Origin of the sequence: Blautia sp. AF19-1 (assembly GCF_003479155.1) — a bacterium.
GTDB classification, from domain to species: Bacteria; Bacillota; Clostridia; order Lachnospirales; family Lachnospiraceae; genus Fusicatenibacter; species Fusicatenibacter saccharivorans.
In genome coordinates this window covers 183,773-196,728 of record NZ_QUGQ01000001.1, presented here as the reverse complement: position 1 = coordinate 196,728, position 12,956 = coordinate 183,773, and the positions used below count along the sequence as shown (strand labels likewise).

The following is a 12,956-nucleotide window of genomic DNA, read 5'->3' as shown; positions in this document are numbered from 1 at the left end:
GAGGGATGAAGAGATGAATGGTATTTTAGCAGCCACCCTGATGGTGGGTGGAACCGGCCTTTTGATTGGTATTCTCCTTGGAATTGCCGGAAAGAAGTTTTATGTGGAAGTGGACGAGCGCGAGACGAAGGTCCGTGAAGCGCTGCCGGGCAACAACTGCGGCGGCTGCGGTTACCCGGGCTGTGACGGAGCGGCGGCTGCAGTGGTAAAGGGTGAAGCCCCGATTTCGGTCTGTCCGGTCGGCGGTTCGCCGGTTGCGGCAGCGATCGGTGCCATTATGGGACAGGAAGCCGGAGCACAGGAGCGCAGAAAAGCAGTGGTACGGTGCGCCGGTACGTGTGACGTGGCAAAGAACAAGTATGAATACACGGGTGCAAGGGACTGCTCCTACGCCGTTTTTGTACCGGGCGGCGGTCCGAAGAGCTGCGGAAACGGATGTCTTGGTTTTGGAAACTGCGTGAAGGCATGTAAGTTTGATGCGATCCATATTGAAAACGGCATTGCCGTTGTGGACGGCGAAGCGTGCAAGGCATGCGGTGCCTGCGTGAGGGCCTGTCCGAGAAATCTGATCGACCTGATTCCGTATGAGCAGAAGATCACGGTGAAATGCCGCTCAACCGAGAAGGGCAAGGCGGTGATGGCAGCGTGTGAGATCGGCTGTATCGGATGTAAGAAGTGCGAGAAGAACTGCCCGTCGGATGCAATTCACGTTGTGGATCAGCGCGCGGAGATCGACCCGGCAAAATGTACGGGCTGCGGCCTCTGCGCGGAGAACTGCCCGCGGAAGTGTATTATGGTAGAAAAATAAAAATGAGAAATTCCATGCTGTGGGAGGGAACTTCTGCGGCGTGGAATTTTTGCTTTTCGGTGATATCGTGTTAGCCAATGCCGGTGGTGGCTGGCTTGACTTGAATTTGGGAAAATGATAAACTGAAAGTCAGAAAACGATGGGCAAAAAGCTAAAAAAATATAAAATGGCAGAAAGGACGGGGCAAAAGTATGACAATGACAATGGATGAACTGATGAAAGTGCTCGATATGCAGGAGGATATTCTGCAGTTTACGCATTTTACAAATGCAGACGCATGGGAACTGGGAACGATGATCCTGATGGAGGCAAGACGGCGCGGAGCACAGGTTGGCATCATGATCCGCAGAAGCAACGGGGAAGTTGTATTCCAGTATTGTGATAACGGCATTACGCCGCACAATGTGGAGCTGATGAGACGGAAGAGCAATTCGGTGCTTCTGACGGAGCGGAGTTCGCTGCAGCTCTACATGGCAGCGACGAATGCGCCGGAGAGCGTAAAACAGATGGTACTGGACCCGAAGGAATACGCAATGCTGGGCGGAGGTTTTCCGATCTGCGTGGAAGAAGTCGGCGTTGTGGCGACCGTAGCAGTGTCCGGCATGGGACAGGTTTCGGATCATGATGTGATTGTGAAATGCATCAGCAAATATTTGCATATCGATGAAGTACCAAGAATCAGAACTGTATGAAAATGATGATTGAAACTAAATTTTGTGTATGATACAATGTCACCGGCAAAAAGACATGACAGTTCCATCAGGGACAACAAAACCCCCGTGAGCGGCAACTCACGGGGGTTGGTTTATGTCAGCAGGTTTTGCATATCTTCCGGCAGTGGTGCGTGGAAGTTTAAGGGTTCTCCGGTGATCGGATGGACGAAGGAGAGCGATGCAGAGTGAAGTGCCTGGCGGGGGAAAGTGCCGGGAGTTTTGTTGTAGAGGGTATCGCCGAGCAGCGGATGGCCGATGTAAGCCATGTGGACGCGGATCTGGTGGGTGCGGCCGGTTTCGAGGTTGAGTTCGAGGTGGGAGAAAACGGAGCAGTGCGCGAGGGTGCGGTAATGGGTTACGGAGCGCTCGCCGGAGGCAAAGTCGACGGTGCGCTGGATGAGGGAGCCGTCGAGGCGGGCGATCGGGGCGTCGATGGTGCCGGATGCAGCGGTTTCGCCGAGGGCGAAGGCCTGATACGTGCGGTGGATTTCGCGGGAGCGCATGGCCTGGGAGAGGACGGCGGCGCTTAAGGCGTGCTTGGCGAGTACGATAAGGCCGGTGGTGTCGCGGTCGAGGCGGTTGATGCAGCGGTAGACGAAGGGTTCACCTTTCTGTTCAAAATACCATGCAATGCCGTTTGCCAGCGTATTTTCATAATTTCCAATCGACGGATGAATCGGCGTATCAGCGGGTTTATCCACAACGAGGATGTCGTCATCCTCATACACAACCGAAAACGGAACCGGCCGCGGCAGAATTCCGTCGGAGGGTTCTGTTTCGACAAGGTGCGTTTCGATCACATCCCCGGCGTGCACGGCCTGGCTCGTCCAGGCGCGGACGCCGTTTCGGAAAATGCCGTCCTCTGTGCGTTTTAAGCCCGTAATAATATGGCGCGAATATCCATGCCGGCGGAGAAACCATTCCACAGTCAGATTTTCCCGTTCCTCCTCCGGCGAAACCACATATGTAAACCTGTGTCCCATACACAAAACCTCCGTTTCTATAGCTTTTTTATCGAATGAACCCCGTCATTTCGGGGCAAAATTTCAAAAAGAGACTTTCCCAGTCTTTCGCAAGTATAGCCGAAAACAGATGGAAAAGCAAGAAACTTACTTTTCTATAGCGAAAATATAAAAAAGTATAAAAGTTTCATGAAATGTCAGAATTTGATTGATTTTAGCGAAAGAAAAGTTTATGCTACTAAAAAAGAAAGAAAATCAAGAAACAGGAGGGGATACAGATGAAGCAGGTGCAAAAACCGAAAAAACCCATAATTTTTTATTATGTAATTGCGCTGATCGTCATTCTGCTGTTAAATCTTCTGCTTTTCCCGAGACTTCTCGAGCCCAAAGTAACAGAAGTTGATTACGGAAAATTTTTGCAGATGGTAGATAACAACGAAATCAGCGAAGTCCAGATCCAGTCAAATGAGATTATTTTCAGCGACAAATCAAGCCCGGCGAATTATTATAAGACGGGTATGATGAATGATTACAAGCTGGTAGATCGTTTATATGAGGCAGGTATTACCGAATTCGGAACGCCGATCATAGAGCAGATGTCGCCACTCATGGAATTTCTTTTAACATGGGTAATACCGATCGTTGTGATGGTTGCGCTCGGACAGTGGCTGATGAAACGCATGACGAGCAAGATGATGGGCGGCATGGGAAATGCGATGAGCTTTGGAAAGAGCAACGCCAAGGTTTATGTACAGTCCGAAACCGGCATTAAATTTGCAGATGTTGCCGGAGAGGATGAGGCAAAAGAAATTTTACAGGAGATTGTTGACTTCCTGCATAATCCCAAAAAATATGAAGAAATTGGTGCAAAAATGCCGAAAGGAGCACTGCTTGTCGGCCCTCCAGGAACCGGTAAAACGCTGCTTGCAAAGGCAGTAGCCGGAGAGGCAAATGTTCCGTTCTTCTCCATTTCCGGTTCTGAGTTTGTCGAGATGTTCGTCGGCATGGGAGCTGCGAAGGTGCGTGACCTGTTCCAGCAGGCAAATGAGAAAGCACCGTGTATCGTCTTTATCGATGAGATCGATACCGTCGGCAAAAAACGTGACGGCGGCGGATTCTCCGGAAACGACGAGCGTGAGCAGACCCTGAACCAGCTGCTTGCCGAGATGGATGGATTCGATGGAAAGAAAGGCGTTGTCATTCTGGCAGCGACGAACCGTCCGGATTCCCTGGACCCGGCACTTCTTCGTCCGGGCCGTTTCGACCGCCGTGTGCCGGTTGAACTGCCTGACTTAAAAGGCCGTGAGGAAATCCTGAAAGTCCATGCGAAAAACATCCGCGTGGGCGACAATGTCGATTACAATGCGATCGCACGTATGGCATCCGGTGCTTCTGGTGCAGAACTTGCCAATATGATCAACGAGGCAGCACTCCGTGCCGTCCGTGATGGAAGAAAATTCGTCACCCAGGCGGATCTGGAGGAGAGCGTTGAGGTTGTCATCGCCGGATACCAGAAGAAGAATAAGATCATGACCGACAAAGAGAAACTGATCGTTTCCTACCACGAGGTCGGCCATGCACTCGTCGCAGCACTGCAGAGCCATTCCGCTCCGGTTACGAAGATCACCATTATCCCGCGTACGTCCGGCGCCCTCGGCTATACGATGCAGGTGGATGAAGATGAGCACAACCTGATGAGCCGCGAAGAGCTGGAAAATAAAATTGCAACGCTGACCGGCGGCCGTGTGGCAGAGGATCTGGTGTTCCATTCCATCACGACAGGTGCTTCGAACGATATCGAGCAGGCAACGAAGGTGGCAAGATCCATGATCACCCGCTTCGGTATGAACGAGGAATTTGGTATGGTTGCATTTGAGACGGTAACGAACCAGTACCTCGGCGGTGACACTTCCCTGGCATGCTCCGAATCGACAGCAGCACAGATTGATGAGAAGGTTGTTGCAGCAGTCAGAAAACAGTACGACAAAGCAGAGCAGCTCTTAAAAGATAACATGCCGAAACTCCACGAGCTGGCAAAATATCTGTATGAGAAAGAGACGATCACAGGTGATGAGTTTATGGAAATCCTGAATTTATCCCCGGATCAGCTCACGACAACGAGAATGGAAACAAACTAAAAAGCGATAAAAGCAGATGAGAATCCCGCGTTACTGTTCACCCAGCAGTGAAACACTTGCTGTTTCACTGCGTAAGAAAGTGATTCACGAATCCCGCGTTTCAAGGCGACTTCAGCCTTGCGCGGGATTCTTTCTTGTGCTATAATGCTGTAATGCGAAATTATGACACAAAAAGACAGATTTTTTTAGGATAGACCAAGAGAACATAAGGAGAAACGCAATGAAGAAAAAACAGGCATGGAAAGTGATGGGTGCTGTCCTTGCGGGCACACTGGTATTTTCCGATGCAGTTCCGCTCCGTGCCAGCGCATCGGCAGGAACGGAAAAAAGCGTAGTACAGAACGAAACTGTCTCCGGAACGGAGAACGGTACAGAGACAAAACGGGCAGCCGTTTATGTGAATCTGAAAACCGGCGATGATACGGCAGACGGTACAACGGCAGAGACAGCAGTAAAAACCGTGGAAAAAGCACAGGAGCTTCTTGCAGTTGCAGCGGCAGAACTGCAGGCGGACGGGAAAACAACCGAAAAAAACACTGCTGCAGATACCAGCAAAACGGCAGCGGAGGAAGCAGCAGAAAAATATCTGGTATTCGTCGGAATGGATGAAAAAGAGCTGGAAACGTATCGAAAGAAACAGCAGAAAACAGACTTCTGGGGAAGAGTAACAGATACCGTTTTTGCGGCAGATGAAATCGTGGTGACAGAAGCCGGATATGAGGCTGTTCTGGCAGCAGAAAAAGCAAAAGAAACGGTTTCGGAAACACCAACGCTTGCGCCAGGCGAGTCTCCGGCACCGGATGCGGCAGAAGATACCGTAACACCAACTCCGGGTCCGACGGAAACGCCGGATGCAGAGCCGACCGCAGAACCAACGGTGACCCCGGACGCAGAACCGACGGAAACGCCGGACGCAGAGCCGACCGTAACGCCGGCGGAGGAACCAACGGCAACTCCGACACCGGATGCGGACAACGGAGAAGATACAGGGGATACACCAACGGCAGCGCCGACACCGGATGCGGAACCGACCGTAACGCCGGAAGTAACTCCGACGACAGCACCGGGCGAGAATACCGATGACAGTGAAAATCCGGAGAATCCGGAAACTCCGGCAGAAGATCCAACCGTGACACCTGCCCCGGATGATACAGCAAAAGACGATCTTGCAGCAGATGATACAAACCAGGACGATACAAACCAGGATAACCAGAACGGAACGGGAAATGATGCATCATCGGACCAGTGGAAACAGGATGAAAATCTGGATGACCTTGTAAAAGATGAAATTCAGAAAGAAAACGAAACCGTAAAAAATTTCGATGAAATTTCCAATCCATCCGGTACGGACAGCACAGAAGACGGCTATCTGATCTCCAATGTCTCTCTTTTGATCCAGCCGGTGGCAGTAAGTCTGTCCAGAAGCCTTGTATCAGAGGAGCAGACGGAAACAGCAGAAGCTGAGACGGCGGACGAAGGCGAGCATGAACTGCTTGCAGCTGCAGAGCAGAAATCCAACCTGAGTGCAGGTGAAATGACAGCAAGTGCAGCCGATGACGTAAGTACGCTGCGTGCCGCAGGAACGATCCTTGTAGGACCGGACAACTACGGAACGAATAAGACATCCACTCCGACTCCGACAGCCACACCGTCGAAGAGCAGCAGTAACAACAGCTCTTCCAATTCCAATACCGGAAGCACAAAGATTCCGCAGAAGAAGACACAGACCACTGTAAGCATCCGCAGCATCCCGGTCAACACCGGCGATGAGACGATGGTGCTTCCGCTGGCGATCAGCTCCGCACTTTCTGCAGCCGTTATGTTCTGCATGGCATTCCTTCAGATGCAGGCAAAACGCGCAAAGAGCATGGCCGCATGGCTGGAATTCAAAAAGAATCATCCGTTTGACGAAGAATAAAGAAACAGGCATATCCGGAAAAGCCATTCCATACATTTACAGTATGGGAGGGCTTTTTCTTATGGAAGAAAAGAAAACATGGGCGGTGGGTGCGGGCAGCGGGATCGGCTGGCTGAAGGCTCTTCTCGTTTCCTATCTGATCTCGGTGCTTCTTCTTTTGCTGTTGTCTTTCCTGCTCTGGAAATTTTCCTGGAAGGAAAGCTGGGTGCAGGCGGGCATTGTGGTGATCTATCTGGCATCAAGCTTTTCCGGCGGAAGAATGGCAGGAAACATGGCGGGAAAACGGCGGTTTCTCTGGGGCATCTGCTTTGGAATCGTGTATTTTGCCATTCTGATCATCGTCTCCGCAGTCTTCCTGCCGGGCGGATTTGCCGGAGCCGGAAGACTTCTGTGGGCGGCAGCAGTCTGTGCCGTCGGCGGAATGGCAGGCGGAATGACGGCACACGGCAGATAAAAGCGGACAAAACAGAACATTTTTTCAAAAAACAGACTTTTAAATTTGAAAAACCTATGCTATAATGGGAAGAGCTAATGGCCGAAGACTATAAAAAAGTCGCGCGTCAACTACAATGAAGGAGGAATGTGCCATGAAACACATCAAAACTTTAAATACAAAAAGCTTACAGAACACTGTAAAAAAAGGTGGATGCGGTGAGTGCCAGACATCCTGCCAGTCCGCATGTAAGACTTCTTGCACCGTAGGCAACCAGAGCTGCGAGCATAAGTAAAAGTAATCCATAAGGACGAGTAAAAGGTGTTCCCAGAACCGGTTTCGCCGGATTTGGGAACATTCTTTTTGCCAGGCACATCAAAAAAAGAGAGAGTTATAGAAAGGAATACCACAGTGATACATTTATATAAAAGCAATGGCTTCAACATGGTGCTGGACGTCAACAGCGGCTCCGTCCATGTTGTGGATGACTGCGTATACGATGTCCTTTCCTGCATGAACGAAGGAAAAAATGCAGAAGAGGCAGCAGAGGCGCTTAGCAGTAAATATGCCGAGCAGGACATCACCGAAGCCAGAGAAGAAATTCAGGAACTTACAGATAACGGCATGCTCTTTACAAAAGACATTTACGAAAACGCAATTGATCAGTTTTCCAACCGTCCGACCGTCGTAAAAGCACTCTGCCTCCACATTGCACACGACTGCAACCTTGCCTGTCGTTACTGCTTCGCAGAAGAGGGCGAGTATCACGGAAGACGTGCACTGATGTCCCTGGAAGTCGGCAAAAAAGCGCTTGATTTCCTGATCGCAAACTCCGGCAGCAGAAGAAACCTCGAGGTAGATTTCTTCGGCGGTGAACCGCTGATGAACTGGGATGTTGTAAAACAGCTCGTAGCCTACGGAAGAGAACAGGAGAAGTTACATAACAAGAACTTCCGTTTCACCCTGACCACCAACGGTGTTCTCTTAAACGACGAGGTCATGGAGTTCTGCAATAAAGAGATGGGCAACGTCGTATTAAGTATCGACGGAAGAAAAGAAGTTCACGATCACATGCGTCCGTTCCGCAAAGGTGCCGGAAGCTACGATCTGATCGTGCCGAAATTCCAAAAATTCGCTGAGCTTCGTCATCAGGATAAATACTATGTGCGCGGAACCTTCACGCATTACAACACAGACTTTGCAGCTGATGTTCTCCATCTGGCAGACCTCGGCTTCAAGCAGATCTCGGTTGAGCCTGTTGTAGCGCCTCCGACCGAGGACTATGCGATCCGTGAGGAAGACCTTCCGGTGATCTTCGAACAGTACGACATTCTGGCAAGAGAGATGATCAAGAGAGAAAAAGAGGGAAGAGGCTTCAATTTCTTCCACTTTATGATCGATCTGACCGGCGGACCATGTGTTTATAAACGTCTTTCCGGCTGCGGTTCCGGAACCGAGTACCTTGCGGTAACACCGTGGGGCGATTTCTATCCGTGCCACCAGTTCGTAGGACAGGAAGATTTCTGCCTCGGAAATGTTTACGAAGGCGTGAAAAAGACAGAAACTGTCAACGAATTCAAAAAATGCAACGTTTATTCCAAGAAGGAGTGCAGCCAGTGCTTTGCACGGTTCTACTGCAGCGGCGGATGCGCGGCAAACTCCTACAATTTCACAGGTAAGATCAACGATGTTTACGAGATCGGATGCAAGATGCAGCAGAAACGGATCGAGTGTGCATTGATGATAAAGGCAGCTCTGGCCGAAGATTAAAGAAAAGAGGAAAATCGCGACATGATGAAGAAGAAACAGAGTATCATCGCACTCGTCCTGGCAGCCATTGTAACAGTGCTTCTTGGATGGACGATGATCAAAGGATGGGGTCCTACCGGAACCGGTTCGATGAAGAACATCAACCTGGGTCTGGATCTGTCCGGCGGTGTCAGCATTACCTATCAGGCCGTAAAGGACAACCCGACAGACGAAGAAATGTCAGATACCCGCTACAAGCTGGAACAGCGTGCGCAGCAGTACAGCGAAGAGGCACAGGTATATCTGCAGGGCGACAACCGTATCACCATTGAAATCCCGGGTGCAACCGATGCAACCACCATTCTGGAAGAGATGGGTAAACCGGGAAGCCTGTATTTCATCAAACAGACCAACGATGACGGAACAGAAAACTACACCTACGACAGCTCGACCGGCGAGTACGTTCTGAACGGAAAAACTATCGAAGAGCTCGAGGAGGACGGCTCCGTCGTTCTGACCGGTAAAGATGTGGAGAGCGCAGAAGCCATGCATCAGCAGAACTCCACCACAAAAGCAACCGAGAGCGTCGTTCAGCTGAAAATGACCGACGAAGGAAAACAGAAATTTGCAGACGCAACCCAGGAAGCCTACAGCGCAGGAAAGAGCATCGGTATCTACTATGATGAAAAATTCGTCAGTGTACCGAGTGTAAACGCTGTGATTTCCGATGGTACTGCAGTCATCTCCGGCGGAAACATGGACTGGGATGAAGCAACCAGCCTGGCATCCACCCTCCGTATCGGTTCCCTTTCCCTGAAACTTGAGGAGATCAACTCCAGCGTCGTTGGAGCACAGCTTGGATCTGCAGCTGTTTCCACCAGCGTAAAAGCGGGAGCGATCGGCATTGTACTGATTATCCTTTTCCTTGCAATCGTATATCGCCTGCCTGGTATTGCTGCCGGATGGGCACTGCTCATCTATGTTGAGCTGAATCTGATTGCTTTAAATGCATTTGACCTGACATTGACCCTGCCTGGTATCGCAGGTGTTATCCTGTCGATCGGTATGGCGGTCGATGCGAACGTTATCATTTATGCCCGTATCGAGGAGGAGATCGGTGCCGGAAAGACGGTTCATGCGGCAATCCGCGACGGATTCAAGAAGGCAGCTTCTGCCATCCTGGACGGAAACGTGACGACCCTGATTGCAGCAGCTGTTCTGTATGCGCTTGCGAGCGGAAGTGTCCGCGGATTCGCCATGACACTTGCTCTTGGTATTGTTCTTTCCATGTTCAGCGCCATGGTTGTTTCCAGACTGCTGGTCAACAGCCTGTACGGTATGGGACTGAAGGATGCGAAATACTACGGAACCAAGAAAGAGCGCAAGGGATTTCCATTTGTGGAAAAGAGAAAGATCTTCTTCACGATCTCCTGCATTCTGCTGCTTGCCGTTCCGGCCAGCATGATTTTCATGCATCAGACAAAGGGAAGCGCACTGAACTTCGGCCTTGACTTCAAGGGCGGTACTTCCATCAACGTTCCGTTCAACGAGGATTACTCCATCGAAGAGCTGGACAAAGAGGTAGAGCCGGTTGTGGAAGGCGTGACAAAAGATTCCAATATTCAGATGACAAAGGTTGTCGGAGGCAACAATGTCATCATCAAAACACGTTCTCTGACTCTGGAAGAGCGTGAGCAGGTTTACCAGGCAATGGCAGACAATTTCGGTGTCGATACTTCTGAAATCACTTTCGACAACATTTCTTCTACTGTAAGTAAAGAAATGAGCCAGAATGCGATGAAAGCAGTTATCATCGCTGTAGTCTGCATGCTGCTGTACATCTGGATCCGTTTCCGCGACATCCGTTTCGCATCGAGTGCCATCCTTGCACTGATGCACGATATCGCCATTGTATTCGGATTCTATGTGGTATCCCGTATTTCGGTCGGCAGCACCTTTATCGCGTGTATGCTGACGATCCTCGGCTATTCCATCAACAGTACGATCGTCATCTTCGACCGTATCCGTGAGAATCTGCCGGAGTTAAAGAGAGAGCCGATCGAGTCCCTGGTTGACCGCTGCATCACGGACACCCTGACCCGAAGCATTTACAGTTCCCTCACCACCTTTATCACCATCTTTGTTCTGTTCGTGATGGGAGTTTCTTCCATCCGCGACTTTGCAGCACCTCTGATGGTTGGTATCGTATGCGGAGCTTACACTTCTGTCTGCATCACAGGTGCCCTGTGGTATGTGATGAAGCACGTTGGAAAAAACAAATATGTGCCGTCCAAAGCAGTACAGAATAAGACAAAAAATAAATAAAAGCAGCAAAAACCATAAAAAGAGAAACGCCGGACCGGAAAAGTCCGGCGTTTCCTGCTAACAGGAAAGAGGAGAACATATGAAGAAAGAACGCTGGGTAGTTTCGGCAAAACGCGCCGATTTCCAGGCAATTGCGGACCGGTTCGGCATCGATCCCGTCATCGCCCGCCTGATCCGGAACCGGGATGTGACCGGGGAGAAAGAGATCGAAGAGTATCTCTTCGGTGATCTGGAGCAGCTCCACGATCCGCTGCTGATGAAGGATATGGAGCGCGCGGCAGATCTGATCGCTGAAAAAATTCGGGAGAAAAAGCCGATCCGCATCATCGGGGACTACGACATCGACGGTGTTACGGCAACGTATATTCTGCTGACCGGATTAAAAGATCTCGGTGCCGATGCGGATGTGCGTATCCCGGACCGGATTGCAGACGGATACGGCTTAAATGAGCATCTTGTGCAGTTTGCCGCGGATGAGGGGCGGGACACGATCGTCACCTGTGACAACGGCATCGCGGCGGGCAGTCAGATCCGTCTGGCAAAAGAACTTGGCATGACGGTTGTTGTGACGGACCACCACGAGGTTCCGTTTGAGGAGGATGAAAACGGAGAACGCCGCTACATCCTGCCGCCAGCGGACGCGGTTGTCAATCCGAAACAGAAAGACTGTTCCTATCCGTTTCCGGGCCTCTGCGGTGCGGCCGTCGCATGGAAACTGATCCAGACGATGGAGGCAAAAGCAGGTATTCCAAAGGAGCACAGCTTCCGCTTTCTGGAATTTGTCGCCATTGCGACGATCGGTGATGTGATGGATCTGCAGGGAGAAAACCGGATTTTTGTAAAAGCCGGCCTTCGGGCGCTCCATAAAACGCAGAACCTCGGCCTGCAGGAGCTGATCCGTGTGCAGGGCATCGAGGCGGAAAACGTGACACCGTATCACATCGGCTTCGTTCTCGGCCCGTGCATCAACGCATCGGGACGGCTTGACACGGCGGAGCATTCGTTAAAACTGCTCTGCGCAAAGACACGTGAGGAGGCCGCAAAGCTTGCCGGGGACTTGAAAGACCTGAATGAAAGCCGCAAAGAGCTGACGCGCCAGGGTGAGGCGAAAGCAATCGAGCTCGTGGAAACCTCCCCGCTGCAGAACGACAAAGTCCTCGTCGTCTATCTGCCGGACTGCCACGAGAGCCTTGCCGGAATCATCGCAGGTCGCCTGCGGGAGCACTTCCACAAACCATCCTTCGTACTCACCAGAAGTGAGGAGGGCGTCAAGGGCTCCGGCCGCTCGATCGAAGCGTATTCGATGTATGAGGAGCTCTGCAAATGCAAAGAACTGATGACGAAATTCGGCGGCCACCCGATGGCTGCGGGCCTTTCCCTCGCAGGAGAGGAGATGATCGAACCGTTCCGCCGGGCACTGAACGATAATTCCATGCTGACGGAAGAGGATTTCGTCGAAAAAGTTGTGATCGATGTGCCGATGCCGATCACCTACATCACCAAAAATCTGATCCGCCAGTTAAGTCTCTTGGAGCCGTTCGGAAAAGGCAACACGAAACCGCTGTTCGCACAGAAAGGACTGACTGTATTAAATTACCGCATTTTTGGAAAGAATAGAAACGTGGTGAAAGTACAGCTTGCCGATGCGGGCGGATACCAGATGGATGGTGTCTATTTCGGCGAGGGAGAAGCGTTCGCCGCATACGTGGATGCACATCCAACCCTCTCGGTAGCGTACTATCCGTCGATCGATACGTGGAACGGACGCGACAAATTACAGATCAATATCCAGAGTTATTTTTAAAGATGCAGAAAAGCCGCAAATACCTGATTTTTCTGCCCTGTTTTCTATCGGAAACAAAATTGACGCAGAAGAATATTGATGCTATACTGTAAGGTGAATTGTCAAA

At 50.8% G+C, this 12,956-nt stretch carries 10 protein-coding genes; 9 read left to right on the top strand and 1 reads right to left on the bottom strand.

The genetic code is table 11. The features are described from left to right. The first annotated feature begins 13 nt into the window (after positions 1-13). Positions 14-808: an RnfABCDGE type electron transport complex subunit B gene (locus tag DWX26_RS00830; RefSeq protein WP_117760799.1), complete on the top strand. Its 795-nt coding sequence runs from the start codon at positions 14-16 to the stop codon at positions 806-808. A gap of 191 nt (positions 809-999) precedes the next feature. Then, positions 1,000-1,500, top strand: a complete 501-nt coding sequence (locus DWX26_RS00825) for a heme-degrading domain-containing protein (protein WP_022461366.1) — start codon at positions 1,000-1,002, stop codon at positions 1,498-1,500. Positions 1,501-1,613: 113 nt separating this feature from the next. On the opposite strand, the gene DWX26_RS00820 is transcribed toward DWX26_RS00825, so the two are convergent. Then, positions 1,614-2,504, bottom strand: coding sequence for an RluA family pseudouridine synthase (locus DWX26_RS00820; RefSeq protein WP_117760801.1), 891 nt, complete (start codon positions 2,502-2,504; stop codon positions 1,614-1,616). A 257-nt stretch (positions 2,505-2,761) separates the two neighbouring features. On the opposite strand from DWX26_RS00820, the gene ftsH reads away from it, so the two are divergent. From ftsH to recJ, 7 genes are all read left to right on the top strand, one after another. Continuing rightward, a complete protein-coding gene (ftsH, locus tag DWX26_RS00815) occupies positions 2,762-4,621 on the top strand; it encodes an ATP-dependent zinc metalloprotease FtsH (RefSeq protein ID WP_117760802.1) in 1,860 nt (619 codons plus the stop codon). A 220-nt stretch (positions 4,622-4,841) separates the two neighbouring features. Next, positions 4,842-6,539: a hypothetical protein gene (locus DWX26_RS16680; RefSeq protein ID WP_158568538.1), complete on the top strand. Its 1,698-nt coding sequence runs from the start codon at positions 4,842-4,844 to the stop codon at positions 6,537-6,539. Positions 6,540-6,600: 61 nt separating this feature from the next. Next, positions 6,601-6,993 carry a TIGR04086 family membrane protein gene (locus tag DWX26_RS16675; protein WP_022461130.1) on the top strand — a complete coding sequence of 131 codons (393 nt, stop codon included), beginning with the start codon at positions 6,601-6,603 and terminating at the stop codon, positions 6,991-6,993. Between the two features lie 133 nt (positions 6,994-7,126). Then, positions 7,127-7,267 (top strand): six-cysteine ranthipeptide SCIFF, encoded by a 141-nt coding sequence (gene scfA / locus DWX26_RS00805; RefSeq protein ID WP_022461131.1) that lies wholly within the window; start codon positions 7,127-7,129, stop codon positions 7,265-7,267. Positions 7,268-7,383: 116 nt separating this feature from the next. Next, complete coding sequence (scfB, locus tag DWX26_RS00800) at positions 7,384-8,742, top strand: thioether cross-link-forming SCIFF peptide maturase (protein ID WP_117509255.1); 1,359 nt, start codon at positions 7,384-7,386, stop codon at positions 8,740-8,742. Between the two features lie 24 nt (positions 8,743-8,766). After that, on the top strand, positions 8,767-11,046 hold the full coding sequence (gene secD, locus DWX26_RS00795) for a protein translocase subunit SecD (RefSeq protein WP_117509424.1): 2,280 nt from the start codon (positions 8,767-8,769) through the stop codon (positions 11,044-11,046). 79 nt (positions 11,047-11,125) lie between these two features. Next, on the top strand, positions 11,126-12,850 hold the full coding sequence (gene recJ / locus DWX26_RS00790; RefSeq protein WP_117760806.1) for a single-stranded-DNA-specific exonuclease RecJ: 1,725 nt from the start codon (positions 11,126-11,128) through the stop codon (positions 12,848-12,850). Positions 12,851-12,956: the final 106 nt, after the last annotated feature.

Bases quoted from the DNA above. Each gene is read 5' to 3' on its own strand.
- DWX26_RS00830 (WP_117760799.1), top strand. From the start codon at position 14: ATGAATGGTATTTTAGCAGCCACCCTGATGGTGGGTGGAACCGGCCTT.
- DWX26_RS00825 (WP_022461366.1), top strand. From the start codon at position 1,000: ATGACAATGACAATGGATGAACTGATGAAAGTGCTCGATATGCAGGAG.
- secD (WP_117509424.1), top strand. From the start codon at position 8,767: ATGAAGAAGAAACAGAGTATCATCGCACTCGTCCTGGCAGCCATTGTA.
- recJ (WP_117760806.1), top strand. From the start codon at position 11,126: ATGAAGAAAGAACGCTGGGTAGTTTCGGCAAAACGCGCCGATTTCCAG.
- DWX26_RS16680 (WP_158568538.1), top strand. From the start codon at position 4,842: ATGAAGAAAAAACAGGCATGGAAAGTGATGGGTGCTGTCCTTGCGGGC.
- ftsH (WP_117760802.1), top strand. From the start codon at position 2,762: ATGAAGCAGGTGCAAAAACCGAAAAAACCCATAATTTTTTATTATGTA.
- scfA (WP_022461131.1), top strand. From the start codon at position 7,127: ATGAAACACATCAAAACTTTAAATACAAAAAGCTTACAGAACACTGTA.
- DWX26_RS00820 (WP_117760801.1), bottom strand. From the start codon at position 2,504: ATGGGACACAGGTTTACATATGTGGTTTCGCCGGAGGAGGAACGGGAA.
- DWX26_RS16675 (WP_022461130.1), top strand. From the start codon at position 6,601: ATGGAAGAAAAGAAAACATGGGCGGTGGGTGCGGGCAGCGGGATCGGC.